This window comes from Pseudomonas sp. N2-3-1-14, from assembly GCF_041228395.1.
Classification (GTDB): Bacteria; Pseudomonadota; Gammaproteobacteria; order Pseudomonadales; family Pseudomonadaceae; genus Aquipseudomonas.
Map to the genome: position 1 here is coordinate 3,918,667 of NZ_CP166199.1, position 24,991 is coordinate 3,943,657.

Here is a 24,991-nt window from a genome sequence, read left to right on the forward strand (position 1 = left end):
GGCCAGAGGCCTAAGCGGTGAAACATAAGGTCGGAGCATTAAGACGAACGCCGATCCGCTCTATTCCCACGCCCTGTGTTTATTTTTCAGGCTTGGGAATAACCTTCAACGTCAGACGTCTCTCTAGTCCCAGCGTAGCGACCAGCCAGATTCCCATGCACGAACTCGACGAACAGTTACGTGAACTGATCCCCAGGATGCGGCGCTTTGCCGTGTCCCTGACCCGTAACACCAGCAGCGCCGACGACTTGGTGCAATCGACCCTGGAACGCGCAATCACCCGTTGGGCCGATAAACGCATCGAAGGCGACCTGCGCGCGTGGCTGTTCTCGATTCTTTACCGGCAATTCCTCGACGCCCACCGCCGCAGCCGGCGTTACGCGCGTATGCTCGACTTCTTTACCGGCCGTGACGACGCGCAACCTTCGGTGGAGCGCACGGTGATGGCCCAATCGGCCTTGCAGGCTTTCGACCAACTCAACACCGAACAGCGCGCCCTGTTGCTCTGGGTGTCGGTCGAAGGGTTAAGCTACAAGGAGGTTGCCGTCATCCTCGAGGTGCCCGTCGGCACCGTCATGTCGCGCTTGTCCCGGGCGCGCCAGGCCCTGCGCCAACTCAGCGATGGTGAAATTGCCAGCCCTTCCCTGCGGATACTCAAATGATCAGCCTGCCCCCCAGCGAACGCGATTTGCATGCCTACGTCGATCACCAACTGCTGGAGAGCGATCGCCGCGTGCTTGAAACCTACTTGGCGGCCCACCCCGACGTCGCCGCCCAGGTGCATGCCTGGCAACAGGATGCGCAAGCACTGCGCGCGTCATTGAGCGGGGCCTTGCAACAACCGGCCAACCCCGAGCTGGACCCGGCGCTGATTCGCCAACGCATCAAACACCAATCGCGCCGCCACTTCGCCACGGCTGCCGTGCTGTTGATCGCCATCAGCCTGGGCGGTGTTGGCGGCTGGCACGCCCGCGAAGCGACCCAGCCTGCCCTGTTGCCGATGGCCGACGCCATGCAGGCGTTCCGCCTGTTTGCCCAGGACGGCATCATGCCCGCCGACTACAACGCCCAGGACGGCGGCTCGATGCAGGCCTGGCTGGATCGCTACTTCAACCAGGCGCACCGCCTGCCGGACTTGAGCCAGGCAGGTTTCAGGCCTGTCAGCGGGCGCTTGCTCACCACTGAGCAGGGCGCTGCCGCCATGGTGCTGTACGAAGACCCGCAAGGCCGGCGCATCAGCTTCTACATCCGCCCGCCCGGCCCGGAAAACGGCTTCCTGCCCCGCGGCAGCCGCAGCGCCGATGGCTTGCAGGCCGAGTACTGGTCCGGCAGCGGCTACAACTACGCGATGGTCAGCCCGGTGGACCAGCCAACCACGCAGATGATGAAGTTCTAAAAGCCCACGTCCAGCACCACGTTGTCCAGATAGATGCCGCTCGGCGGCGTGGTCTGGTCGGTATAGACCTTGGCGTTGTAGTTGAACACCTGGCTGCCGGTGCCCAGGCCGTTGCCAGGGTTGACCTCTGCCGTTGAACTGGCCCGACGCGCCGTGCCCACGCTGCCCCAGCGGGTCGTGCTGGCACTCTTGAAGATGTCGTAAGCAAGGAAGTTACCGGCGGACACCATTTGCCGGCGGCCACCCACACTCACCGGGTTCTGCCCGTCACTGAGGCCCACGGTGTAGGCGCTGCCCTTGGTGCAGGCCACGCTGGCCTGCCCGTTGACGGTGGAAAATGCACTGACCACCGGCGCGCTGCCAAAGGCGATGGCGGGCGTAGTGATCTGGCAGTCATTGACCACGGTCATGCTCACATTCAGCGTGGTGGTGCCGTTGTTGATCTCACGGCCCGCGCAAATCCCACCAATGCCAATGCCCGAACAGTAGTTCCAGTTCCAGGCGATATTCAGGGTTTCGTTGTACACGCCTGCCGCCACGTTACTGCCGACGGTGGTGGCGAAATACAGCGGCACAACTTTGGTGCCCGGCCCGAACACCAGGCCAAGGGAGGCGGCAATGCCGCCACTGCCGCCAAAATCGAACGCGGTGCCGCGCGTCATTGGGAACGCGGTGGTGTTGTTGGCGTAGATCGTATAGCTGATGACATCCCCGGTCGGCCCGACCAGGCCGCCTTGCGCGGAGCCGGTGACGGTCGCATAGAAATGGTCACTCGAGGTCAAGACTGACAGCAGCGCTGACGTGCAGCTCAAGCCAGCGTTGGTGGTCGAACTCGGCTGGGAGGTGGTGCGCACAGTCATTGAACTCACCGTGGTGCCGAAACTGGCCGGCACGGTGGCGCCCACCGTGCACACCGCCTGCACCTGCACCGACACTCCCAGGCTTGCCAACAGCAGTAACCGCAACAGCCAATCCTTGACCCGCACACGCACACTCCTTATGTCATTGGCACACCAGTGGCCCAATCAGCGGTACCTGCTCCTGCGTGGTATCCAGTTCGAACGTCGCCTGGCAGGCCTGGCCATCGCCGACGGTGACCTGCAAGGTGTTGTGCGCCGCCAGGTTTTCCAGGTAGACCAGGCCGTCCCACCCTACCACCGCCAGCGCGCCGCTTTGCTCGTGCCGCACCTGGCTGCCTAGGGGCAATTCCTGATGCTGGGCGTCGACCAGGGTGATGCTCGCCGCGAGCACCTGGCGCACCGGAAACTCCAGCAAGTAGCCACTGCCCCGGCGCACGGCCACGCGTTGTTCGGCGTTGGGCACTTGCATGTTGGCCGGCAGGTTCAGCGGGTCGATCTCGTATTTGGCCCGGTAGTAGGCGCTGGTCCACGGCACCAGCAAGTGCCCGTTGCGGTCGGTTTCACCCACCACTTGGTTCTCGTAGCGCACCGGTACGCCGCCGACGCCACCGGTGCTCACCACCACAAACGCATCGTCGACACGGTTGGCGGCGAACACGTGGTGGTCCATCCACACCAGCGAGCCACTGGCATCCGCCCAACGGGTTTGCGCGTCGCGGTTGCCATACACGCCGGCCTGCAATTGCACCGACTGCAGGCGCCAGGTCAGGTCAGCCTGTCGATAAGCCGGCCCGTCACCGCTGGCGTAACCCAGGTTAAAGCCCACGCCGCCCTCGGCCGGCACTGCCCGGCTGTAGTTGACGCGCTGCTGGCTTTCTCCGGTTTTGCTGCGTTCGCTGCCCACGCTGAGGCTGCCGTAGATGTCGAAGGGCACCACCACTTGGGCCTGCACTGCCCAGCTGCTGTCACCAACTTCGTGGTTGGCCGACAGGTAAAAACTGCTGTTGCGCCACAGCGCTTTGCTCCAGGTCATGTTCACCAGGCGGGTACGAGAATCATCCGCCGCCTGCACATCGAAATAGCCCACGCCCAGGCTGCCGAAGTCGTTGAGGTTCAGGCTCAAGGTCGCTTGCTGGCTGCGCTTGCTGAGGCTGGCATAGGGCGTGTCGACCAGGCTCAGGTCGGCGTATTCATCGCGGCGCTCTACCCGTTGATAAGACACGCTGTAACGCTGATTGCTGTATTGGTAGCCCAGGCTCAGTTGCTGGCCTGTGCGCCCGTCGAACTGGCTTTGGCTGACGGCGGTATTGAGCACGCCGAAGTTGCCCATGCGCAGGTTGCCGCCAACACCGCCCAGGGCCAGGTCACCCGCGGCTTCGGCGTGGCTTTCCAGGGTAAACGCATCCGACAGCCCATACCGAAAGGTACCGCTCGCCACGCCGGCGCCGTAGCCAAAATCGCGCACAGTGTAGTCGCGGCGCAGGTTCCCCGCCGCCACCGAAAAGTCCGACAAGCCCTTTTGCAACAGCGTACTCGTGACGTAGAACGGCACCGTGGTCGAGACCTGCCGGCCCAGGGCGTCGGTGGTCACCACCACCGCCTCACCCGCGCCGTTGATGAACGGCACGTTGGTCAGGGTGTACGGCCCAGGCTGCAGGTCGGCGCTGCTGGTTTTGTAGCCGTTGATAAACAGGTCCACCGACGACGGCACGGCGGCCTCACCGGCAAACTGTGGAAGCGGGTAGGTGACCAAATCCGGACGCACGCCAAAATCGCGCGACACCTGTACCCCGCCAAGACGCACTGAGGTGCTCCACGGCAAAGCGCCGCTGATCACATCGCCGGCCTCATAGGTCAGCAGGCGCTCGTCGTCGGAAAACCGCCACGTGGTGTCATAACGCCGATAGCCGTTGTACAGGCTGCTGCCGGCTGTCTCCCGGCCAAGGGTGGTGCGGTACTGGCCGGTGTTGGACAAGGTGCCCCAGGTGTCGAACAACCTGACTTCGTTGAAGATGCCGAGGTAGGTGCCGGCGTCATCGGTGTCGTTGAGGTAGGCATCATAGTTGAGCAGCGCGCCAAAGCTGGTCAGCGCCTGGGTGCGCGGGTAATTGTCGCGACTGCCGATAAATTGCTCCGGCAACCAGGCCGGCGGCACGCTGAGCATCAGGCGCTGGCCCTGGCTGTCGTAATCGGTGTGCATGCCTGGCAGGTTTTCCAGCGCAACCTCGGCGGGCACCTCACCCGGCAGCTTCATACCGATGTCCTGCAACACCGACGCCGGCAAAAACAACTGCCCGGCACGCTGATTGACGGCGACCACGCGCCCGGTATCCCTCTGGTTGACCACCAGTTCCAGAAACAACTGCGCATCGGCAACAGCCTCCATACTGCTGGGAGGGGGCGGCAATGGCGCGGCCACGCTCGGCGCCGCAAACACCAGGCCAGACAGGCCACTCACCACCCACACCGATCGCCATAAACCTCTCGCCCGTTCATGGCTCACCAAGGCTTTGCGTCCATCAATGGACATCTCCATCCGTTAACACCAAGGGCTGCTCCATGCCCTACCGCACTGATTTATCGCCCGGGTGCAAGGTTCTCCAATTGCGTCGCACCATTGACTCGCACCTGCAGCGGCTGATCAGCCGGCAGCCCCTCCGGCACCGGCCAGCGCATGGTTGCGCCCGGCAGCACATAGCCCATCAGGCCTTCCACCAGCGGCCGCGGCTGGCCGCCCTGTTTGAACGTGGCGTCGGTCAAGCGCGCGTGCACGGCGCCCTGGTTGCGCATTTCGACGTAGTTGCGCCCGCCCACTGTGACCTTTTTCCAGCTCAGGTCCGGCTTGCCGGCGCTTTTGGGGTCGCGCTCGCGTGTACCGTCGACCTTGCTCCAAAGGCCCGGGCCATAGGCGAACAGCGGCACCGAATAGCGCATCTGGAAGCGAATCGCGGCGGCCGTCTTGCCATCAGCCGGGGCCGCAGGCGGCGTGGCCGGGGGGATTTCATCGATGATGATCCGGTAGGCCAGTTCCCGGCCCGGCGGCACCTCTTTGGTCCGGGTCAGGCGCACCAGCTGTTTCTGCCCCGGCTCGATTTTCGCCACCGGCGGGCTGCCGATCACGTCGCGCTGGTTCTGGTACTGCTCATCAAAACCGCTCTGGGTCCAGGCAAACACGCGGATTTGCAGGTTGGCGGTCTCCGTGCCGCGATTTTCCAGCCACAGGGCGCTGGCCTGTTGGTCGGCCTCCAGCACCGGGTCAATCGGCCAGATCAGCACGGAGCTTGCCGCCTGCGCCTGCCCTGCCGTCAACGCCAACAACGCGCTCAAACCTGCTGCCCAAAAGTGCCGGGAAGCTGCATCCATAAGTCTTACTCCTCATTGCCAATCGCCTTACCACGACAGCTGCACCTGCAACGTGTCGCTGTACGTCCCCCCAGGCGTATTACCCGGTAACTGCACTCGCCCATAAATCGGCAAGGTGATGCTGGCTGCGTTGCTGTAGGCCACGCTCACGCTTTGGCTGATGCCCAGGCTCTGGCTGAACGCCGCGTCCCGAAACAGTTGATAAGCCACTTGGGCAGTGCCGCTATTGAGCTGCATCCGCCGACCGCTGTTGTTGTGCAAACCGCCATCGACACTCATGCTCAACGCGACGCCCGGCGTACATTGCAGGGTCACGCCCGCCGTGAGTGCGACAGACGCGGTGCTGGTCGCCAGGGCCGAATAAGTGCCGAAGGCCAGGCTGCCGTAGTTCGTGCCGCCACCCACCACCAGGCATCCAGGGGTGATGGTCGCGCTGACCTGGAAGGACTGACTGGTCACCGCCAGCAGCGACACCGGCATGCCCCAGCCGATGCACACCACACACGCCGCCCACCCTGCCCGGCTCATGGCGCTTAGAACGTCAGCGTCACGTTGACCGTGTCGGTGTAAGTCCCGGCCGGCAGCCCGGCCTTGCCGTTGGCCTTACCGTAAATATTCACGGCCTGGGCCACGCCCGTGCTGGGTGCCAGGTTGATCACCCCACCGATGGCGAGCAAATTGGAGTGACCACTGTCGGTGAACAGGTCATACGGCACGTAATTGGCCACACCGTCGTACAGCGCGCGCCCACCGCCCACGGACTTGCCGTCGTTGGCGCCGGCAGACACGGTCAGCGTCGGTGAAGTGCCCGCCGAACACAGGATCGACAACGCGCCACCGCCGCCGCCCAACACCTGGCCGTCGGCTTCAGTGAACAGGCTGTTGGCCGTACCGAAGTTCAAGTTACCGAAGCTCATCCCGCCAGTGGCTGCCGCGCCATTGACCTGGCAGCTGCTGGTCAGCACCAGCGTTGCGGTGACGGTGCCGGCGACCGTGGCCGCCTGCGTACCCGACACCCACACCAGCGCCATCAATGGAAAAACTGCTTTCGATACAAGTGCATGCATGATGTTCATCCTCATGATTTACCAATCCAGAGTCACCGTCAGGGTGTCTGTGTAGATGCCGGCCGGTAGGGCCCTGGTATTCGCCACCACCGAGCCGAATACCGGGATCGGTACTTGCGTGCCCTTGGTCACGACGAAATTGCGTTGTTGGCCAACGCTGTAAGTGCTGTGGCCCAGCGGATCAGCCGACAGCCGATACGGAATGGTCTGACGCCCGTTGCTCAAGCGTCGCGTGGTGCCATCGCCATGCGCGCCGCCGTCGATAGTCACGGTGAAACTGCTGACCACCGACGGGTTGCAGGACACCGACAGCGGCGCCTTGTCGCCATCGGAAACGGCTGCGCCCAGTGGGTTGATCCAGGTCGGGCCCTGGCTGCCAAAATCGAGCATTGCCGTGCCGCCCACAGGGCTCACGGGCGCGCTCACGGGCGAGCTTGCGGCGCCCTTGCTCACCTCACAACTGGCGGTTATCACCAGCCGCGCATGAATCTGCCCGGCCACGGCCGCCTGGGCGTCCTCCGCCAGCAGCAACAGGCCGCCCATGGCCACGAGGGCCCAGCCCCGGCTTACCATGTGACCGTGACCTTGAGCAGGTCGGTGTAGCGGCCGACGGCGGGGATGTCCTTGAGCGGTTCGATGCGGCCATATAAGGGCAAGTCGACGCTGCCCGAGTCCGGCACGCGGCCACTGAGCGGTTCGTTCACGGGCAAGGCAATACGTCGCGCGGCGTCGGCGTAAAGGCGATAGGGAATAGGTTTGCTCGAGGGGGTCGCGGCGCTGAGGTAGCGCACTTCGCCGACGCCGCCATGCAGGCCGCCGTCAACGCGCATTTGATAGGGTGTGTCCGGGTTGCATTCCAGGCGCGGCTGGCGCTGGCTGATCAAGGCCGCACTCAACGGGCCGGCCGGGTCATCCAGACGCGGGCCGCTGCCAAAGTCCAACACGCCCAGCTGCTCGATACCCGCATCGCGGGTGATGCCCACCAGCTGGCAGCCCCGTTGCACGTCGATGCGCACTTCTACCTGAAGTTGCGCAGCGTAAACCGTGTTACAGAGTATGGCGCCCATCACTGCCAATACTGCTCGTCCCTTCACAGCCCCAATTCCTTATACAGGGGTGACAACTGTGTATGAGGTTAGCCATTTAAGGAGAAACCGCCAGTTTGCCCAGGATTGCCCCCATGCCATGCTTTTTCGAGATAGCTGGCGGCGCGCTTCTCTAATGGTCAAATCGCTTCGGGCGCCCTAAAGTGAGCGACCACCGCACGACAGAGTGACTTGCATTGGCTGTGCTTCCCCTGATTCAGCGTTTGCTGGGCAAAAAAACCGCCGTCCTGGCCCCCTCGCCTATCCCGGCGTTCTTTGAGAACAAAGCCAGGCAACAGGGCTATACCCTGAGCGCAGGCCAAAACCGGGCGATTGCCGCCCTCGCCCGCGAGACCCAGCACCTGCTCGCCAACCGTGCAACGCGCAGCCTGTACCTGCACGGCCCGGTGGGGCGCGGCAAGAGCTGGCTGCTTGATGGGTTCTTCCAGGCGCTGCCGATTGCCGACAAGCAGCGCGTGCACTTCCATGCGTTTTTTGCCCGCCTGCATCGGGGCATGTTTGCGCACCGTGAGCACGACGACGCCCTGGGCGTGACCCTCGATGAGTTGCTGGCGGGATGCCGGGTGCTGTGTTTCGACGAATTCCATGTTCACGATATCGGCGATGCCATGCTTATCAGCCGGTTGTTCACGGCCTTGTTCGAGCGCGGCGTGCTGGTGCTGGTGACCTCAAACTATGCACCCGAGGGGCTGCTGCCCAACCCGCTGTACCACGAACGCTTCAAACCGGTGATCGACCTGATTGCCGCGCGGATGGACGTGCTGGAGGTCAGCTCACCCCAGGATTTTCGCAGCTTGCCCCAAGCGCATGCCGAGCAGCACTTCAGCGCCGGCCAGTATGTTTGGCCGGGCACGCCCGCCCAGCGTGAAATGCTCGGGCTGCCCGCCACCGATTGCCCCGCGCAACGCCTGACCGTCGGCAACCGCCAGCTGATATGTCGCCACCATCAGGCGCCAACCATCGCGTTCACCTTCAACGACCTGTGCGAACAACTCACGGCCGTGATGGATTACTTACTGCTGTGCGAGGACTTCGACCACTGGATTGTCGACGGGCTGCCCCAGTTGGCAGACTGCCCGATTGCCGTGCAACAGCGGTTTATCAACCTGGTGGACGTGCTGTACGACCAGGACAAACGCCTGACGCTGATCGGCCAACACCCCTTGGCGCATGCCCTTGAAGGGCAGGCCATCGACCTCGCTCGCACCGCGAGCCGCCTGAACCAATTGCAAACCGTCTGCCCGCAACCGGCGCCTCACCCGGTATCATGAACGCCTTTTTACGCCCTCTTGCCGAGTGACTGCGCCGTTCATGAATACCCTCGCCCAACTCAAGGCCGGCCAACTGGCTGGCATCACGCGCCTGGACCTGTCTTGCGGGCTGACCGAATTCCCGCGGGAAATCTTCGAACTGGCCGACTCCCTGGAAATCCTCAACCTCACGGGCAACGCCCTGAGCAGCCTGCCCGACGACCTGCATCGCTTGTCGCACCTGCGCGTGCTGTTCTGCTCGGACAACGCCTTCACCGAGCTGCCGACGTGCCTGGGCCAGTGCGCACAGCTGAGCATGATCGGCTTTAAGGCCAACCGGATCAGCCACGTGCCCGCCGCCGCCCTGCCGCCGCAGTTGCGCTGGCTGATCCTCACCGATAACTGCATCAGCCAATTGCCCAGCGAATTGGGCGAGCGGCCGTTGCTGCAGAAACTGATGCTGGCCGGCAACCAACTGGCGCACCTGCCGCAAAGCCTGGCCAACTGCCACAACCTGGAACTGATCCGCATCGCCGCCAACCGCCTGACTCAACTGCCGCAGTGGCTGCTGACGCTGCCGAGCCTGACCTGGCTGGCCTATGCCGGTAACCCGGTGGAAATGGCCGTGGCTGTGGCGGGCGATGACGCGACTCCGAACATCCCGTGGTCGGAACTGGAACTGGGCGAAGTACTGGGCGAAGGCGCCTCTGGGATCATTCGCAAGGCGGCGTGGCGACCGCGGGGGTTGTCTGTTGCAGTCAAACTGTACAAAGGCACGATCACCAGCGACGGCTCTCCGCTGCACGAAATGCAGGCCTGCATCGCCGCCGGGCTGCACCCCAACCTGATCAAGGTGGAAGGCCGCGTGGTGGGCCATCCCGATGACCAGGCCGCGCTGGTGATGGACCTGATCGACCCGAGCTATCGCAACCTTGCTGCGCTGCCGAGCCTGGCGTCCTGCACGCGCGATATCTACGCGCCCGACACGCGCTTCAGCCCCGAAGTGGCCTTGCGCATGGCGCGCGGCATAGCGTCGGTGGCGGCCCATTTGCACCGCCACGGCATTACCCATGGCGACCTGTATGGCCACAACATTCTGTGGAATGCCGAAGGTGATTGCTTGCTCGGGGATTTTGGCGCGGCGTCGTTCCATGCCACGGTGGGCACCTTGGAAACCCAGGCGTTGCAGCGTATTGAAGTGCGCGCGTTTGGGGTGTTGCTGGGGGAGTTGCTGGAGCGGGTTGACACGCCGTTCAACAACGAGGCGTTGGTCGCGCTGCAGAACAGCTGCTGCCAGCCTGATGTGTTGGCGCGGCCGAGCTTTGAAGAGATCGAGACCTTGCTGCAATCTCTGTCACGCCACTGATCAAATGTGGGAGCGGGCTTGCTCGCGAATGCAGTGTGTCAGTCACCCAATCAGTAACTGACACTACGCATTCGCGAGCAAGCCCGCTCCCACATTTTTTACCGCGTTCTATTCAGCGATAAATCAGCCAGCCAGGCCGACGAACATATCCTGCACGTCGTCATGGTTGTCCAGGCCTTCCAGGAAGGCTTCGACTTCGGCCATCTGCTCATCGGTCAAACCACTCACCGGGTTCTTTGAGATGTAGCCCAGCTTGGCCGACAACACCGTGAAACCCTGCTCTGGCAGGGCTTTCTGCACGGCATCCAGGTCGGTGGTTTCGGTGATGAACAGGGTCGTGCCCTCTTCTTCGCCGTCTTCAAAATCCTGGGCGCCGGCTTCGATAGCCGCCATTTCCGGATCAGCGTCCGGCGTGTCCGGCGACGCTTCGATCAGGCCGACATGGTTGAAGTCCCAGGCCACAGAGCCCGAAGCACCCAACTGACCTTTGCGGAACGCCACGCGGATTTCCGCCACGGTGCGGTTGATGTTATCGGTCACGCACTCGACGATCAGCGGCACCTGGTGCGGGGCGAACCCTTCGTAGGTCACGCGGTGGTATTGCACGGTTTCACCCAGCAGGCCGGCGCCTTTCTTGATCGCACGCTCCAGGGTTTCCTTGGGCATCGAAGCCTTTTTGGCTTGCTCAACCACCAGACGCAGGTGGGCGTTGGTCGCGGTGTCGGCACCGTTGCGGGCGGCGATGGTGATTTCCTTCACCAGCTTGCCGAAGATCTTGCCCTTGGCATTGGATGCCGCTTCTTTATGTTTGACTTTCCACTGTGCGCCCATGACTCACTCTCTTCTGTCCATCGCGCCGAGACGTCTACTGGCCGGCGCTTTGGGGGCAGAGTTTATAGGGCAAAAAAAAATCGTTCCAGCAAAAAACCGTCAAGACGCCAACTCGAAAAACGCCTGGATCAGGCGCAGTGAGCGGCGTCGCTGCATGCAACCGAGCATGTGCCGGTTGACCAGCCCGTCGCCCTGCAAGGGAATGGCATGCACGCGCGGATCGCGGCTGACCTCCATTGACGACACCACCCCCACGCCCAGTTCAGCGGCGACGGCTTCGGTCACCGCCTCACGGCTGTCCAGTTCGAGCAAGACTTTGGGCTGCACAGCGGCGCTGGCGCACGCGCTGTCGAAGGTGCGCCGGGTAATCGAGCCGGGCTCGCGAAGCACCATGATCACTTCGTGCAATTGCTCCAGGCGAATGCCCGCCGGGTCGGCCAGCCACGGATGCCCTGCCGGCACCAAGGCGCAGATGCGCGATTCGTTCAGGGCTTGCAGGTGCAGGCCATTGCGCGGTTCCACCTCGGTGAGCACCGCCACATCCGCATGCTCGGACAACAGCGCCGCCAGGGTTTCCTGAGCATTGCCCAGGCGCAGGTTCACGGTGATGCCCGGGTAGCGCGCACGTAACCTGGCGATCATCGGCATCACCAGATGCGGGCCGTCGGCCGCCACCTCCAGCCGCCCGGTGAGCAACTGCCGGTTGGCTTCCAGCAGGGTCTGGGCCTCGTCCACCAGGCCGAAGATCGCGCGGGTGATCGCCGCCAGGCGCGTGCCCTCCTCGGTCAACTCCACCCGCCGCGCCGTACGCCGTAACAACGGGATCTGATAGTGCTCCTCCAAAGCCTTGATGTGCCCGGTCACCGCCGGCTGGCTGATGAACAGCCGCGCCGCCGCTCGGGTGAAACTGCCCTCGCGAGCTACGGCATCGAATGCACGCAGTTGGAACAAGTTCATAGCTATCGGCCTCACTGATAGCTCGCATAACAACAAACAATTTGATTGATAACAAGCCAAACTGCAATTTAGGCGCCGTAGATTCAACCCCCGAGACTTGCGAGGACTTGAGATGACCACCGCCGCGCCCATTCTGCTCACACCCGGCCCGCTGACCACGTCCGTGCGTACGCGTCAGGCCATGCTGGTGGATTGGGGTTCATGGGACCAGCGATTCAACCAACTCACCGCCAGCGTGTGCGAGCAGTTGCTGGCGATTCTCAACGCTGCCGACAGCCACCACTGCGTGCCCCTGCAAGGCAGCGGCACCTTTGCCGTCGAAGCCGCCATCGGCACTCTGGTGCCGCGCAATGGCAAGGTGCTGGTGTTGATCAACGGCGCCTACGGCAAGCGCCTGGCCAGGATCTGCGAAGTGCTCGGCCGCGATTTCAGCACCTTTGAAACCGCCGAGGATGAACCGACCACTGCGGCCGATGTGGACCGTCTGCTGCTCGCCGACCCGGCCATTACCCACGTGGCGCTGATCCACTGCGAAACCAGCACCGGCATTCTCAACCCGCTGCCGCAGATCGCCGAGGTGGTGAAAAGCCACGGCAAGCGCTTGATCATCGACGCCATGAGTTCCTTCGGTGCGCTGCCAATTGACGCTCGCGAAGTGCGGTTCGACGCACTGATCGCCGCCTCGGGCAAATGCCTGGAAGGCGTGCCGGGCATGGGTTTTGTGTTTGCCAACAAACAGTCGCTGGCCGCCGCCCAAGGCAACTGCCACTCCCTGGCGATGGACCTGTTCGACCAGCACCGCTACATGGCCAAGACCGGGCAATGGCGCTTCACCCCGCCAACGCACGTGGTCGCCGCCCTGCACGAAGCGCTGCGGCAATACCACGAAGAGGGCGGCCTGCCTGCGCGTCACCAACGCTACGCACGCAACTGTCAGGCATTGCTGGATGGCATGGCCGAAGTGGGCCTGCGCAGCTTTCTGCCGGCAGCGATCCAGGCGCCGATCATCGTCACCTTTCATGCGCCAAAAGACCCGCGTTACCAGTTCAAGGACTTCTACGAGCGGGTCAAGGCCAAGGGTTTCATCCTTTACCCCGGCAAACTGACCCAAGTGGAAACCTTCCGCGTGGGCTGTATCGGCCACGTCGATGCGGCCGGCATGCGCGCCGCGGTCAAGGCGATCGCGCAGGTGCTGCAAGAAATGGAAGTGCTGGACGTCTGATTGCCCCCTTACCCACAGGATTTGAACCATGAACTATCAAAACCCCAACACCCTCCAGGCCGTTATCCTCGACTGGGCCGGCACCGTGGTCGATTTCGGCTCGTTCGCCCCCACGCAAATCTTTGTCGAAGCCTTCGCCGAATTCGACGTGCAAGTCTCCATCGAAGAGGCCCGTGGCCCGATGGGCATGGGCAAGTGGGACCACATCCGCACCCTTTGCGACCAGCCGCAGGTGGCCGAGCGTTACCGCAAGGCGTTCGGCCGTACGCCGACGGATGATGACGTGACCGCCATCTACCAGCGCTTCATGCCGTTGCAGATCGAGAAAATCGCCGAACACTCGGCGCTGATTCCCGGCGCCCTCGACACCATTGCGCGGCTGCGTGTGCAAGGCATCAAGATCGGTTCCTGCTCCGGCTACCCCAAGCAAGTCATGGACAAGGTCGTCGCCCTGGCCGCCACCAATGGCTACTTCGCCGATCACGTGGTCGCCACCGACGAAGTCCCCAACGGCCGCCCATGGCCGGCCCAGGCACTGGCCAACGTGATCGCGCTGGGCATCGATGATGTGGCGGCTTGCGTGAAGGTAGACGACACCGTGCCGGGCATTCTCGAAGGCCGTCGCGCGGGCATGTGGACCGTCGCTCTCACCTGCTCGGGCAATGCGCTGGGCCTGACTTACGAGCAATTTCGTAACCTGGACGCCGCCACCCTGAACAGCGAGCGCAAACGCATCGTGAAACTCTTCGAAGGCGCGCGCCCGCACTACCTGATCGACACTATCAACGACCTGCCTGCAGTGATCACCGATATCAATCAGCGCCTGGCACGCGGTGAAATGCCGCAAAGCCACTGATTGAGGTCAAAACAACGGCATTTACGCCAGGCAAAGCGCTCAAAACCGGCATACAGTTAAAGGACTCCGTCACCAAGAACGGAGGTTTGCCCTGATGAGTGAGGAACACAGCGATGCCGTGGAAAAACTCCGATACACGCTACAGCACCATATCGATTGCGCTGCACTGGTTGATGGTGGTGCTACTGGCGGTGGTTTACGCCTGCATAGAGTTACGCGGCCAGTTTCCCAAAGGCAGTGGCGCGCGTACGTTGATCGTCGAAATGCACTTCATGTTTGGCCTCACCGTGTTCGTGCTGGTGTGGCTACGCCTGTTCGCGCGCAGCCTGGGCGTTGCGCCGAAAATCGTGCCGGCCCCCCCGCAATGGCAAAGCCTGTTGGCCACGCTGATGCACGTTGCGCTGTATGCGTTGATGATCGGCATGCCGATCGCCGGCTGGCTGATCGTCAGTGCCGAGGGGCATTCGGTGATGTTCTATGGCATTGAACTGCCGCCGTTGATCGCTGAAAACAAGGCTCTGGCCAAAGAGATTGAGCACTGGCATGTGCTGTTCGGCAAGGTCGGCTATTGGCTGATCGGGCTGCATGCATTGGCGGGGATCATTCACCACTACATCCTGCGCGACAACACGGCGCTGCGGATGATGCCCGGTCGAGTCAAAACCGGCGGCTAAGCCTCTACGCAAACCCACGGCGACCTTGCAGGCCGCCGGTATGCACGAAGATCAGACGAGTGCCGGGAGGAAAACGCCCGGCCTCGATCTGCTGCTTGAGCGCCAACAAGGCCTTGGCGGTGTAAAGCGGCTCCAGCGGCACACCACTGGCCTGTTCCGTGGCGTGCATGAATTCAAGCAATAACGGATCGACCTTGGCGAAACCGCCTCGGCTTGCGTCCACTAATTCATACCCTTGCTGCACGATAGCCTGCACGTTTTGAGCGACGCCGTGGTCGTCCGGCACCGCCATTGCGCCATAGACCGTGCGCGCGCCCGCCTCGGCCAACGTCAACCCGGCCAGCGTTGTACCGGTGCCCGACGCCAACCACCACGCGTCGTAGTCGGCCCAGCCCAGGGTGTTCAATTGCGCGCGCACTTGATCGACCAATACCGCGCAGCCCAAGGCACCGGCGATTCCACCGCCGCCTTCCGGCACTGGGTAAAGTTGCGGGTATTGTGCGTGCCACGGCAACCAGAAATCCGCCGCGTGCCGCGCGCGATAGCCGCCGTAACCGAGCCAATGCAGCTGCATGCCGAAGGCTTTCAGGTCGAGCACAGTGGGTGTGTCTTGCGGATGGCCGCGCAACAGGCCTACGGTCGGGAAACCGAAGCGTTTGCCGGCCGCCGCCAGCGCGTGCAGGTGGTTGGAGTGCGCGCCGCCGAGGCTGATGACTCCGCGGGCTCCGGCCGCCTGGGCATCGGCCAGGTGCTGGGTGAGCTTGAACCATTTGTTGCCGCTGATCAGCGGGTCGATGCGGTCCAGGCGCAGCACGGCCACCTCGACGCCGTTCAGCCAATCCAGCTGCAACAGTTCAAGGGGCGCGTGGGGAAGCCAGTCGAAAGGGCCCATAGGGAGGCATGTGAATAGAAAAAGGGGCGGTAGTCTAACACCGCCCCTTTTTTCGTCTTACAGCTCGGCAGCGAGGCGCGAGCCCTGGTTGATGGCGCGCTTGGCATCCAGCTCGGCCGCCACGTCGGCGCCGCCGATCAGGTGCACGTTCTGGCCTGCGGCGACCAGGCCGTCCTGCAGCTCGCGCAGCGGGTCTTGCCCTGCGCAGATGACGATGTTGTCCACCGCCAGCAGCTGCGGCTCGCCTTCGGCGCCGATGCGGATATGCAGACCCTGGTCATCGATGCTCAGGTATTCGACGCTGTTGAGCATCTGCACCTGTTTGTTCTTCAGGCCTGTGCGATGGATCCAGCCGGTGGTCTTGCCCAGGCCGTCGCCGACCTTGGAGGTTTTGCGTTGCAGCAGGAACACTTCACGCGCCGGCGCATGCGGCGCCGGCTTGATACCGGCCACGCCGCCACGGGCTTGCAGTTGCGTGTCGATGCCCCACTCTTTCCAGAACGCTTCGCGGTCCAGGCTGGTGGACACGCCGGCGTGCACCAGAAATTCAGAGACGTCAAAGCCGATCCCGCCAGCGCCGATCACCGCCACGCGCTTGCCCACCGGCTTGCGCTCAAGAATCACGTCCAGGTAACTCAGCACCTTGGCGTTGTCGATACCCGGGATGGCCGGGGTGCGCGGCGCAATGCCGGTGGCGAGGATAATCTCGTCATACCCGCCCGCCGCCAGTTGCGCGACATCCACACGGGTGTTGAGGCACACCTCGACGTGGGTGGTCTGCAATTTGCGCTTGAAGTAGCGCAGGGTTTCAAAGAACTCCTCTTTGCCCGGCACGCGCTTGGCGATATTGAACTGGCCGCCGATTTCGCTGGCGGAATCGAACAAGGTCACTTGATGGCCGCGCTCCGCCGCCACGGTAGCCGCTGCCAGGCCCGCAGGACCGGCGCCGACCACGGCGATTTTCTTGATCTGCTTGACCGGCAGGTAGTTCAGCTCGGTTTCGTAGCAAGCGCGCGGGTTGACCAGGCAGGTGGTCAGCTTGCCGCCAAAGGTGTGGTCCAGGCAGGCCTGGTTGCAGCCGATGCAGGTGTTGATTTCATCGGCGCGGCCGGCAGCCGCCTTGTTGACGAACTCCGGGTCGGCCAGGAATGGCCGCGCCATCGAGACCATGTCGGCATCACCTTCGGCGAGGATCTGCTCGGCAATGTCCGGCGTATTGATGCGGTTGGTGGTGATCAGCGGAATCTGCACCGCACCGCGCAGCTTGGCGGTGACTTTGCTGAACGCGCCACGCGGCACTTTGGTGGCGATGGTCGGGATGCGCGCTTCGTGCCAGCCGATACCGGTGTTGATAAGGGTCGCACCCGCCTGCTCGATGGCCTTGGCCAACTGCACGATTTCTTCCCAGCTGCTGCCGCCTTCGACCAGGTCGAGCATCGACAGGCGGAAGATAATAATGAAGTTCGGGCCCACGGCTTCACGCACGCGGCGAACGATGTCCACCGCCAGGCGCATGCGGTTTTCGTAGCTGCCACCCCAACGGTCGGTGCGGTGGTTGGTGTGGGCGGCCAGGAACTGGTTAATGAAGTAGCCTTCGGACCCCATGATTTCCACACCGTCGTATTCGGCGACCTGGGCCAGCAGCGAGCAGGTGACGAAATCCTGGATCTGCTTTTCGATGCCTTCTTCGTCCAGTTCCTTGGGCTTGAACGGGTTGATCGGCGCCTGGATCGCGCTCGGTGCGACTTGCTTGGGGCTGTAGGCATACCGCCCGGCGTGGAGGATCTGCATGCAGATCTTGCCGCCCGCTTCGTGCACGGCCTGGGTCACGATTTTGTGCTTCTGGGCTTCCTCGTCAGTGGTCAGCTTGGCCGCCCCGGCATACACGCCGCCCTCGTCGTTCGGGCCAATCCCGCCGGTGACCATCAGGCCGACACCGCCACGGGCGCGCTCGGCAAAGTAGGCGGCCATGCGCTCGAAACCACCTGGTTTTTCTTCAAGGCCTGTGTGCATCGAGCCCATCAGGGTGCGATTGCGCAAGGTGGTAAAACCCAGGTCCAACGGGGCCAGCAGGTGCGGGTAGGCAGCAGCGGTCATGGTACAGCTCCACAACGGATCATCACGGGACGTGGCAGGCTCGAATGGCCTGGCATCGGTTTATGTCCCACAGACTAAGAGGCGATGGACTGCCGCTCAATGACTGAAACTGACAAGTTATTGATCCAAATGCACAGCGCCCCTTGGCAAGCAGGTGCCTGAGCCCTACCCTAGTCGGCGAACCCTGCACACGGTCTGTTGTCTGTTGCCCCATGCGTAAACTTCTAGCGTTCACCCTCGTCATGGCCCTGGTTGCCGCCGTCGCCGCGTATCTGGTCTGGACCCAGGAGCGCCCTGTGGCGCATTACCTGTCGGACCTGCGCATTTCCCTGGCCGTCAATGAAGGCGAGCCTGCCGATCGTGGCAACTTGCTGGGCATTCAGCCGGAGTTGTTCCCCGCCGACTACCAGAGCCTGGAACGCCTGCACCTGAAGCTCGCGGCGTACCTGCAAAAGGCCCGTGATCAGGGGCTGATCAATCAAAAGACCATCGTGGTCCTGCCCGAACATATCGGCACCTGGCTGATGCTCAGCGGCGAAAAAAACGAGTTGTACCAGGCGGTCCATTTAAAAGACGCGATGAACTGGCTGTCGGCCAGCAACCCTCTGCAGTTTGCGCGCGCATGGATCAGCGCCACCGGCGATAACCGCATGGATGACGCCTACCTGCGTATGAAAGCCTCCGCCATGGCGCGCGACTATCAAGTGTTGTTCGGCGGCCTGGCCAAAGAGTTTGGTGTCACGCTGGTGGCCGGCTCCATCACCCTGCCCAACCCGAGTGTCGAACAAGGCCAACTGCATGTCGGCCATGGTCCGCTGTACAACGCCAGCCTGGTGTTCAGTGCCGACGGTTTGCCAGTGGGTCAGCCACAGCGCCAGTTCTACCCCATCTACGATGAGCGCGGTTTCATCCAACCGGGCGATGAAAATATCGTCAACGTGGTCGACACCCCGGCCGGGCGCCTGGGCATCCTGATCGGCAGCGACAGCTGGTACCCGGACAACTACCGCAAACTCAACGAGCAAGGCGCGCAGTTGGTCGCCGTGCCGGCATTTGTGACTGGCCGCGACACATGGGATCGCCCATGGCGCGGGTTCAAAAGCGTGTCGACGCCACCCGAAATCAGCCTCAAGCCCGAGGAACTCAGCGAAGGCGAAGCCTGGCACCGTCTGACTCTGATCAGCCAACAGCCGATCAGCCAGGCAAGCGCCGGCATGAGCGTGTTCTTGCGTGGACAGTTCTGGGACTTGGGCACTGCCGGGCACAGCTTTCTCAGCAGCAACGGGCGAGTCAACGCCGACAGCGGCGCCCGTGGCGCACGCCTGCTGAATATCTGGTTGTAGCGCCTTGAAGCCGGTGCGCCTCGGGGATCTGTCGGTGGGCTTCGTGCACACCCTGGCGGACGCCATTCAAAGCCACGGCCTGGACCCGCAACCGCTGCTGCTGCAATACGGCCTGGACGCCGCGCGCCTCGCCGAAGCCGGTGCGCGTCTGTCGATCCCGCGTTACATGCGCCTGGGCCATGCGGCCATCCAACTGACCGGCGACCCGGGCCTGGGCTTGCGCATGGGCCAGCTCAGCCGCCTGAGTCAGGCGGGCCTGGCAGGCGTCACCGCCGCGCAAGCGCCCAACGTGCGTGAAGCCGCGCGCACATTGACGCGGTTCGAGGCGCTGTACGGCTCCAACTATCGCGGGCAGTCGAGTTTTCACGAAGATGCCGAAGGGGCGTGGCTGCGGTTCTATTCCATCAGCCCCTACAACGCCTACAACCGCTTTGTGGTGGATTCGATCATCGCCGGCTGGCTGCAGCAATTGTCCAGCCTGGCCCAACAACCGGTGCAGGCGCAGCGCATCGACATCGAATTTGAAGCGCCCCCGTATTGTGACCAGTACGCCGTGCTGGGCGACGGCCCGGTGCAATTTGGCGCCGACGCCAATCAACTGCGCCTGAGCCAGCAAACCCTGGCGATGCGCAACCCGCAGCATTGCCCGAGTACCTGGCAGCTGTTGTTGAAGTTGTGTGAAACAGAGCTGGAGCAGTTGACGCGCACCCGCAGCCTGCGCGAGCGCATTACCCGTTTGCTGGGGCCGATGCTCAATGGCGGCCGGGAACCCGACCTGGAAGAAGTGGCGGCACGCTTGAAGCTGCCCACCTGGACCCTGCGCCGCAAACTGGCCGAAGAAGGCACGCAGTTTCGCGCGATTCTCAACGACACCCGTCGCGATCTGGCCATGACCTACATTCGTGACACGGAATTGGCGTTCGGCGAAATCGCCTACTTGCTCGGTTTTGCTTCAGCCCAAGCCTTTCAACGAGCGTTCAGGCGATGGAACAACCAGACTCCAGGGGAATTTCGCCGCAGTCAGCGGCATTCCGCCTGAAGTCGGTATTACAGCTCGGTGGCGTCATCGACCGGATCCAGCGGATCCAATTCAAACGCGTGGTACTCCAGCAGTTCTTCTTGGTAATCGTCCATGGTGGACTCCTTGTGGGTTTAAAGCGGCTGCCAATAAATGACCCGCACAGCCAGCCTAAAGTGCCGTGATGACGAAAAAATGTCTGCGCCATGACGTTCCTGCACATCCTGATTAAACGTAGCAGCGCCGGGATGATTTAGCGCTCGACATTTGACGTGCGATTGCAATCATTGCAAATGCAACCAGTTTTCCATTAGGGTACGAACCTCTGTTGCCCGGAGCTTCAACCCATGCCCGCCTCTACCGCTAACGCCGCGCAGCTGTGTATTGACGCACTGAACGCCGCCGAACCATCGCGCAGTTCGCCGCTGTACACGGTGATGACCATGGCCAATACCCTGGAATTCAGCCGGCACGCCTGGGTGATTCGCGGCCAGTCACGCAGCCGGCGTGTGGGTAGCTGGCCCAGCTGGTTTGCGCGTAATACCGGCGAAAAACCACTGCTGTACCTGCACAGCGCGGCGTCGTCGGCGCAGCTGTGTGCGTTGTCGGGTGAGACCGCGCAGCGCGGCATCCTGTGCAACGACATCGAGAACCAGCCTTCGCCCTGGCCCAAGGGCGCGCAACCCTCCCTGCCGCTGTGGCTGGCAAATCACCCGCGTTGCACACCGTATGATCCGGCCTCGGGTGAGGAAGCCCGCGCGATTGTGCTGGCGGGGTTACGCGCGCTGTATGTGGACGGCAAGCCGGGCTTTTATTACCTGGCGCTGCATGATCAAGAGACCGCCGTGACGTTGGATGCGCAAGACCGTGAGGATGCGCTCAAGGGCATGTACCCGATCCGACGTCGCCAAGGGGATGTGCGATTGCTCGGTGCAGGTCGGGCGCTGGTGGAAGTCGCTTATGCTGCACAGTTGCTTGAACAGGACTGGAGCATCACGGCGCAGCTGTGGAGCTGCCCCAGCTACACGCGACTGGCCCGCGAGGCTGCGGCCGCTGCGCGCTGGAATCGGCTGCACCCCATGGCGCCCCAGCAGAGCTGTCACTTGCGTGAAAGCCTGGCCGGGGATACCACGCCGGTCATCGCCGTCACCGGTTATCCGCAGCCGATTGTCGATCAGTTGGCGCCGTATGTTGACGCGCGTTTTGTGGCCTTGGGCGCAGGCTCGGTGCAGGCCGCTGCGCCGAGTCGTTTCTGGATCGTGGTGTGTGCGTTGAGGGCGTTGGCGGATGAAGGGCGTATCGACGCACAACAGGTGGAAATAGCGATGAAACGCTATCCACTTAAATGAATGGGAAACGCGATAAAAAATGTGGGAGTGGGCAAGCCCGCTTCCACATTGGATCTGCACCGTGTCTCAGGTCTTGCGTCGGTTACGGGTTTGCACACCCGCCTCCACTGCCAACTCCGCCGTACGCTCCAGCGTATCGGCAAACAACTGGCGCTGCTCCGGCTCGATTTGCGACAGGAACAACTCGTCGACGGTGCTTTCGTAGATCGTCCACATTTTTTTGCGCAACACCCGACCCGCGTCGGTGATCGAGGCAAACGCCGCTCGGCCGTCGCCGTCTGAACGCGAACGCACCACCAGGCCGTCCTTTTCCAGACGGTCCACCAGGCGCGTCAGGTTGTAGCGCTCGATCGCCAGCACATCGGCCAGTTCGTGCATACGGCGAGTGCCCTCGGGGCCGCTTTCCAGGCCCCACAGCGCGTCATACCAGGCGTACGGCGGCAGGCCCGCCTCAGCCAGCCGACGCTCGATTTCACGGATGACCGTCCTGTGGGCCCTGACAAAACGGAACCATACATCAGGCTCATTCGACGACATGCAACACCATCCGGGGAATTTCAAGAAGGTTGCAATAGTAGCTCATCCCGCGCTAGATTCAGGCATGTCGTTGCAATTGCAACTACATTGGCGCCACTCCCACAAGGAGCTCGCTGCTTCAAATCCGCCTACCCTGGAGCTTCACATGACCCCCAATAACGCTGTAAGGCTGGACGACGATCCACAGGAAACCCGTGAGTGGCTGGAGTCCATCGAATCGGTGCTGTCCACCGAAGGCCGCCCGCGCGCCCATTACCTGATAGATCAGTTGCTGGATTTCGACGTAGCGCGCCATGGTGACTTCTACGGGCGGGTGACCACGCCCTACGTCAACACCATTCCCGTCGACCGCCAGTTGCCCTACCCCGGCAACCTGGCCATCGAGCGTCGCACCAATGCGTTTATCCGCTGGAACGCCATGGCCATGGTCTTGCGCGCGGGCAAACATTCCGGTGTGGGTGGGCATATCGCGACTTATGCGTCAGCTGCTGTGCTGTACGACGTAGGTTTTGACCACTTCTTCCGTGGGCGTACCGACACGTTCGATGGCGATCTGGTGTACATCCAGGGCCACTCCTCTCCTGGCATCTATGGCCGCGCGTATCTGGAGGGGCGCATCAGCGAAGCGCAGTTGGATAACTTCCGCCGCGAGGCCGGTGGCGAAGGTTTATCGTCCTACCCGCACCCGCGCTTGATGCCGGACTTCTGGCAATTCCCCACCGTGTCCATGGGGCTGGGGCCGATCACTGCGGCTTACCAGGCGCGATTCATGCGTTACCTGGAATTTCGCAACCTCAAGCAACACCAGGGCCGCAAGGTCTGGGCCTTCCTCGGTGATGGCGAAATGGACCAGCCGGAATCCCTCGCCGCCATCTCCCTCGCCGGCCGCGAGAAACTCGACAACCTGATCTTCGTGGTCAACTGCAACCTGCAACGCCTGGACGGCCCGGTGCGCGGCAATGCCAAAGTGATTCAGGAATTCGAAAGCCTGTACCGCGCCGCCGGTTGGAATGTGATCAAAGTGATCTGGGGCGGTGGCTGGGACGCGCTGCTGGAAAAGGACCAGAGCGGTCTGCTGCGCCAACGCATGATGGAATGCGTGGACGGCGATTATCAGAATTACAAATCGCAGAACGGCGCCTATGTGCGCGAGCATTTCTTCGGTAAATACCCCGAGTTGCTGGCACTGGTTGCAGACATGTCCGACGACGAAATCTGGAAACTCTCACGCGGTGGCCACGACCCGGACAAGGTCTACAACGCGTATGCAGCCGCCGTGCGCCACCAGGGCCAACCGACGGTGATCCTGGCCAAAACCGTCAAGGGCTTCGGCATGGGTGAAGCCGGCGAAGGCCAGAACATCAACCACCAACTGAAGAAAATGGGCGCCGAGGCGGTAAAAGCCTTCCGCGACCGCTTCGGCCTGGAAGTGGCGGATGACCAGCTCGACGACATCCCCTACCTCAAGCCCGCTGCCGACAGCGAAGAAGCCCGCTACTTCGCCGCGCGTCGCCAGGCCTTGGGCGGCTATGTGCCCGCGCGCCACAGTGCCATCGAGTCATTGCAAATCCCCGAACTGAGCGCATTTGCGACCCAACTCAAAGACACGGGCGAGCGCGCCATTTCCACCACCATGGCCTTTGTGCGCATCCTTGGCACGCTGCTCAAGGACCCGCACCTGGGCAAGCTGATCGTGCCAATCGTGCCGGATGAATCGCGCACCTTCGGCATGGAAAGCCTGTTCCGTCAGATCGGCATCCATTCAGCGGTGGGTCAGCTTTACACCCCACAGGATGCCGGGCAACTGAGCTACTACAAGGAGAGCAAGGACGGACAGATCATGCAGGAAGGCCTGAACGAATCCGGCGCCATTTCCTCGTGGATCGCGGCCAGTACGTCCTACAGCAACCACGGCCTGATGACCGTGCCGTTCTACATTTTCTATTCGATGTTCGGCTTCCAGCGCGTCGGCGACCTGGCCTGGGCGGCGGGCGATGCGCGGGCGCGCGGGTTCCTGCTGGGGGCCACGGCGGGGCGCACCACGTTGATGGGCGAAGGCTTGCAGCATGACGACGGCCACAGCCATATCCTGTCGTCGGTGATCCCGTGCTGCGTGTCGTATGACCCGACGTTTGCCTACGAGCTGGCGGTGATCATTCGCGAAGGCATGCGGCGCATGTACGTCGAGCAAGAGGACATTTACTACTACATCACCCTGCTCAACGAGAACTACCCACACCCGGCCATGCCCGATGGCGTGGAGCACGGGATTCTCAAGGGCATGTATCAACTGAGCAGCCATCCGCAAGCGCAGGTGCAATTGATGGGCAGCGGCTCGATTTTGCGCGAAGTGATCGCCGCGGCCGACTTGCTCGAAAAGGACTTCGCCGTGCACAGCAACGTGTGGAGCGTCACCAGCCTGACCGAGCTGCGCCGTGACGGGCACGCGGCGCAGCGCTGGAACCTGCTGCACCCGGAAAGCGAGCCACGTGCGAGTTACGTTGAGGAATGCCTCGCCGGGCAAGCAGGGCCGGTGGTAGTGGCCACGGACTACATGAAATTATTCGCCGATCAGGTTCTTCCCTTCGTCCACGGCCGTCGCTTTGTAGCGCTGGGCACCGATGGGTTCGGGCAATCGGACACCCGCGAAAACTTGCGTGAGTTTTTCGAAGTGGGCCGGCACTTTATCGTGCTGGCGGCCTTGAAGGCTCTGGCCGATGACGGCGTGATCGGCCGGGACTCCATCACTCAGGCCATCAGGCGCTACGGGATCAACGTCGACAAGGCGGATCCCGTAGCGGTCTGAG

The 24,991-nt window shown here is 62.7% G+C and carries 23 protein-coding genes; 11 read left to right on the plus strand and 12 right to left on the minus strand.

What is annotated here, in order from left to right:
• Positions 1-155 precede the first annotated feature (155 nt).
• Positions 156-662: a sigma-70 family RNA polymerase sigma factor gene (locus AB5I78_RS17935; protein WP_106578821.1), complete on the plus strand. Its 507-nt coding sequence runs from the start codon at positions 156-158 to the stop codon at positions 660-662.
• Positions 659-1,396, plus strand: coding sequence for an anti-sigma factor (locus tag AB5I78_RS17940; protein WP_369303206.1), 738 nt, complete (start codon positions 659-661; stop codon positions 1,394-1,396). Before AB5I78_RS17935 ends, AB5I78_RS17940 begins: the two co-directional genes overlap by 4 nt.
• Here AB5I78_RS17940 and AB5I78_RS17945 read toward each other — a convergent pair.
• The 7 genes from AB5I78_RS17945 to AB5I78_RS17975 are packed head-to-tail and all read right to left on the minus strand — an operon-like array spanning position 1,393 to position 7,753.
• Entirely contained in the window at positions 1,393-2,382 is a 990-nt protein-coding gene (locus tag AB5I78_RS17945) for a spore coat protein U domain-containing protein (protein ID WP_370003159.1), read from the minus strand. The two genes, AB5I78_RS17940 and AB5I78_RS17945, sit on opposite strands and share 4 nt — an antisense overlap.
• A gap of 16 nt (positions 2,383-2,398) precedes the next feature.
• Complete coding sequence (locus tag AB5I78_RS17950) at positions 2,399-4,792, minus strand: fimbria/pilus outer membrane usher protein (RefSeq protein ID WP_369303207.1); 2,394 nt, start codon at positions 4,790-4,792, stop codon at positions 2,399-2,401.
• A 41-nt stretch (positions 4,793-4,833) separates the two neighbouring features.
• Positions 4,834-5,619 (minus strand): molecular chaperone, encoded by a 786-nt coding sequence (locus AB5I78_RS17955; protein ID WP_242199352.1) that lies wholly within the window; start codon positions 5,617-5,619, stop codon positions 4,834-4,836.
• A gap of 27 nt (positions 5,620-5,646) precedes the next feature.
• Complete coding sequence (locus AB5I78_RS17960) at positions 5,647-6,147, minus strand: spore coat U domain-containing protein (protein WP_370003162.1); 501 nt, start codon at positions 6,145-6,147, stop codon at positions 5,647-5,649.
• Between the two features lie 5 nt (positions 6,148-6,152).
• Positions 6,153-6,686 carry a spore coat U domain-containing protein gene (locus AB5I78_RS17965; RefSeq protein ID WP_106578825.1) on the minus strand — a complete coding sequence of 178 codons (534 nt, stop codon included), beginning with the start codon at positions 6,684-6,686 and terminating at the stop codon, positions 6,153-6,155.
• Positions 6,687-6,704: 18 nt separating this feature from the next.
• A complete protein-coding gene (locus tag AB5I78_RS17970; protein ID WP_262207546.1) occupies positions 6,705-7,259 on the minus strand; it encodes a spore coat U domain-containing protein in 555 nt (184 codons plus the stop codon).
• Positions 7,253-7,753 carry a spore coat U domain-containing protein gene (locus tag AB5I78_RS17975; RefSeq protein WP_164487989.1) on the minus strand — a complete coding sequence of 167 codons (501 nt, stop codon included), beginning with the start codon at positions 7,751-7,753 and terminating at the stop codon, positions 7,253-7,255. Before AB5I78_RS17975 ends, AB5I78_RS17970 begins: the two co-directional genes overlap by 7 nt.
• A gap of 215 nt (positions 7,754-7,968) precedes the next feature.
• Between AB5I78_RS17975 and zapE the strand changes: the two genes are divergently transcribed.
• Together zapE and AB5I78_RS17985 are read left to right on the plus strand one after the other, a co-directional pair.
• On the plus strand, positions 7,969-9,063 hold the full coding sequence (gene zapE, locus AB5I78_RS17980) for a cell division protein ZapE (RefSeq protein WP_369303208.1): 1,095 nt from the start codon (positions 7,969-7,971) through the stop codon (positions 9,061-9,063).
• A gap of 40 nt (positions 9,064-9,103) precedes the next feature.
• On the plus strand, positions 9,104-10,408 hold the full coding sequence (locus AB5I78_RS17985; protein WP_369303209.1) for a protein kinase: 1,305 nt from the start codon (positions 9,104-9,106) through the stop codon (positions 10,406-10,408).
• Between the two features lie 123 nt (positions 10,409-10,531).
• On the opposite strand, the gene AB5I78_RS17990 is transcribed toward AB5I78_RS17985, so the two are convergent.
• Both AB5I78_RS17990 and AB5I78_RS17995 read right to left on the minus strand, forming a co-directional pair.
• Positions 10,532-11,239 carry a YebC/PmpR family DNA-binding transcriptional regulator gene (locus AB5I78_RS17990; RefSeq protein WP_090402660.1) on the minus strand — a complete coding sequence of 236 codons (708 nt, stop codon included), beginning with the start codon at positions 11,237-11,239 and terminating at the stop codon, positions 10,532-10,534.
• A gap of 99 nt (positions 11,240-11,338) precedes the next feature.
• The gene (locus AB5I78_RS17995) at positions 11,339-12,196 is read right to left on the minus strand and encodes a LysR substrate-binding domain-containing protein (protein ID WP_369303211.1); all 858 of its coding nucleotides are present in this window, start codon (positions 12,194-12,196) and stop codon (positions 11,339-11,341) included.
• A 112-nt stretch (positions 12,197-12,308) separates the two neighbouring features.
• On the opposite strand from AB5I78_RS17995, the gene AB5I78_RS18000 reads away from it, so the two are divergent.
• From AB5I78_RS18000 to AB5I78_RS18010, 3 genes are all read left to right on the plus strand, one after another.
• Positions 12,309-13,418, plus strand: a complete 1,110-nt coding sequence (locus tag AB5I78_RS18000; RefSeq protein WP_369303212.1) for a 2-aminoethylphosphonate--pyruvate transaminase — start codon at positions 12,309-12,311, stop codon at positions 13,416-13,418.
• Positions 13,419-13,446: 28 nt separating this feature from the next.
• On the plus strand, positions 13,447-14,274 hold the full coding sequence (gene phnX, locus AB5I78_RS18005) for a phosphonoacetaldehyde hydrolase (RefSeq protein WP_369303213.1): 828 nt from the start codon (positions 13,447-13,449) through the stop codon (positions 14,272-14,274).
• A gap of 113 nt (positions 14,275-14,387) precedes the next feature.
• On the plus strand, positions 14,388-14,948 hold the full coding sequence (locus AB5I78_RS18010) for a cytochrome b (protein ID WP_369303214.1): 561 nt from the start codon (positions 14,388-14,390) through the stop codon (positions 14,946-14,948).
• Positions 14,949-14,952: 4 nt separating this feature from the next.
• Here AB5I78_RS18010 and AB5I78_RS18015 read toward each other — a convergent pair whose 3' ends face one another.
• Together AB5I78_RS18015 and AB5I78_RS18020 are read right to left on the minus strand one after the other, a co-directional pair.
• Positions 14,953-15,840, minus strand: a complete 888-nt coding sequence (locus tag AB5I78_RS18015; RefSeq protein ID WP_369303215.1) for a 1-aminocyclopropane-1-carboxylate deaminase/D-cysteine desulfhydrase — start codon at positions 15,838-15,840, stop codon at positions 14,953-14,955.
• 57 nt (positions 15,841-15,897) lie between these two features.
• Positions 15,898-17,937, minus strand: a complete 2,040-nt coding sequence (locus tag AB5I78_RS18020; RefSeq protein WP_242199334.1) for an NADPH-dependent 2,4-dienoyl-CoA reductase — start codon at positions 17,935-17,937, stop codon at positions 15,898-15,900.
• A gap of 212 nt (positions 17,938-18,149) precedes the next feature.
• Between AB5I78_RS18020 and AB5I78_RS18025 the strand changes: the two genes are divergently transcribed.
• From AB5I78_RS18025 to AB5I78_RS18035, 3 genes are all read left to right on the plus strand, one after another.
• Positions 18,150-19,280 (plus strand): carbon-nitrogen hydrolase family protein, encoded by a 1,131-nt coding sequence (locus AB5I78_RS18025; RefSeq protein WP_369303216.1) that lies wholly within the window; start codon positions 18,150-18,152, stop codon positions 19,278-19,280.
• 4 nt (positions 19,281-19,284) lie between these two features.
• Positions 19,285-20,319 (plus strand): AraC family transcriptional regulator, encoded by a 1,035-nt coding sequence (locus AB5I78_RS18030; RefSeq protein ID WP_369303217.1) that lies wholly within the window; start codon positions 19,285-19,287, stop codon positions 20,317-20,319.
• A 326-nt stretch (positions 20,320-20,645) separates the two neighbouring features.
• Positions 20,646-21,647 (plus strand): pyruvate dehydrogenase, encoded by a 1,002-nt coding sequence (locus tag AB5I78_RS18035; RefSeq protein ID WP_369303218.1) that lies wholly within the window; start codon positions 20,646-20,648, stop codon positions 21,645-21,647.
• A gap of 66 nt (positions 21,648-21,713) precedes the next feature.
• Here the strand turns inward: AB5I78_RS18035 and AB5I78_RS18040 are convergent, their stop codons facing one another.
• Entirely contained in the window at positions 21,714-22,184 is a 471-nt protein-coding gene (locus AB5I78_RS18040; RefSeq protein WP_369303219.1) for a MarR family winged helix-turn-helix transcriptional regulator, read from the minus strand.
• A gap of 145 nt (positions 22,185-22,329) precedes the next feature.
• Here AB5I78_RS18040 and aceE point away from each other — a divergent pair, with 145 nt between their 5' ends.
• The gene (gene aceE / locus AB5I78_RS18045) at positions 22,330-24,990 is read left to right on the plus strand and encodes a pyruvate dehydrogenase (acetyl-transferring), homodimeric type (RefSeq protein ID WP_369303220.1); all 2,661 of its coding nucleotides are present in this window, start codon (positions 22,330-22,332) and stop codon (positions 24,988-24,990) included.
• Position 24,991 lies beyond the last annotated feature (1 nt).

Coding starts and splice junctions, on each gene's coding strand:
- AB5I78_RS18035 (WP_369303218.1), top strand. CDS start 20,646: ATGCCCGCCTCTACCGCTAACGCCGCGCAGCTGTGTATTGACGCACTG.
- phnX (WP_369303213.1), top strand. CDS start 13,447: ATGAACTATCAAAACCCCAACACCCTCCAGGCCGTTATCCTCGACTGG.
- AB5I78_RS18025 (WP_369303216.1), top strand. CDS start 18,150: ATGCGTAAACTTCTAGCGTTCACCCTCGTCATGGCCCTGGTTGCCGCC.
- AB5I78_RS18015 (WP_369303215.1), bottom strand. CDS start 15,840: ATGGGCCCTTTCGACTGGCTTCCCCACGCGCCCCTTGAACTGTTGCAG.
- AB5I78_RS17935 (WP_106578821.1), top strand. CDS start 156: ATGCACGAACTCGACGAACAGTTACGTGAACTGATCCCCAGGATGCGG.
- AB5I78_RS18000 (WP_369303212.1), top strand. CDS start 12,309: ATGACCACCGCCGCGCCCATTCTGCTCACACCCGGCCCGCTGACCACG.
- AB5I78_RS17995 (WP_369303211.1), bottom strand. CDS start 12,196: ATGAACTTGTTCCAACTGCGTGCATTCGATGCCGTAGCTCGCGAGGGC.
- AB5I78_RS18010 (WP_369303214.1), top strand. CDS start 14,388: ATGCCGTGGAAAAACTCCGATACACGCTACAGCACCATATCGATTGCG.
- AB5I78_RS17975 (WP_164487989.1), bottom strand. CDS start 7,753: ATGGGCGCCATACTCTGTAACACGGTTTACGCTGCGCAACTTCAGGTA.
- AB5I78_RS17970 (WP_262207546.1), bottom strand. CDS start 7,259: ATGGTAAGCCGGGGCTGGGCCCTCGTGGCCATGGGCGGCCTGTTGCTG.
- AB5I78_RS17940 (WP_369303206.1), top strand. CDS start 659: ATGATCAGCCTGCCCCCCAGCGAACGCGATTTGCATGCCTACGTCGAT.
- AB5I78_RS17985 (WP_369303209.1), top strand. CDS start 9,104: ATGAATACCCTCGCCCAACTCAAGGCCGGCCAACTGGCTGGCATCACG.
- AB5I78_RS17990 (WP_090402660.1), bottom strand. CDS start 11,239: ATGGGCGCACAGTGGAAAGTCAAACATAAAGAAGCGGCATCCAATGCC.
- AB5I78_RS18040 (WP_369303219.1), bottom strand. CDS start 22,184: ATGTCGTCGAATGAGCCTGATGTATGGTTCCGTTTTGTCAGGGCCCAC.
- AB5I78_RS17950 (WP_369303207.1), bottom strand. CDS start 4,792: ATGGAGATGTCCATTGATGGACGCAAAGCCTTGGTGAGCCATGAACGG.
- AB5I78_RS17960 (WP_370003162.1), bottom strand. CDS start 6,147: ATGAGCCGGGCAGGGTGGGCGGCGTGTGTGGTGTGCATCGGCTGGGGC.
- aceE (WP_369303220.1), top strand. CDS start 22,330: ATGACCCCCAATAACGCTGTAAGGCTGGACGACGATCCACAGGAAACC.
- AB5I78_RS17955 (WP_242199352.1), bottom strand. CDS start 5,619: ATGGATGCAGCTTCCCGGCACTTTTGGGCAGCAGGTTTGAGCGCGTTG.
- AB5I78_RS17965 (WP_106578825.1), bottom strand. CDS start 6,686: ATGCATGCACTTGTATCGAAAGCAGTTTTTCCATTGATGGCGCTGGTG.
- AB5I78_RS18020 (WP_242199334.1), bottom strand. CDS start 17,937: ATGACCGCTGCTGCCTACCCGCACCTGCTGGCCCCGTTGGACCTGGGT.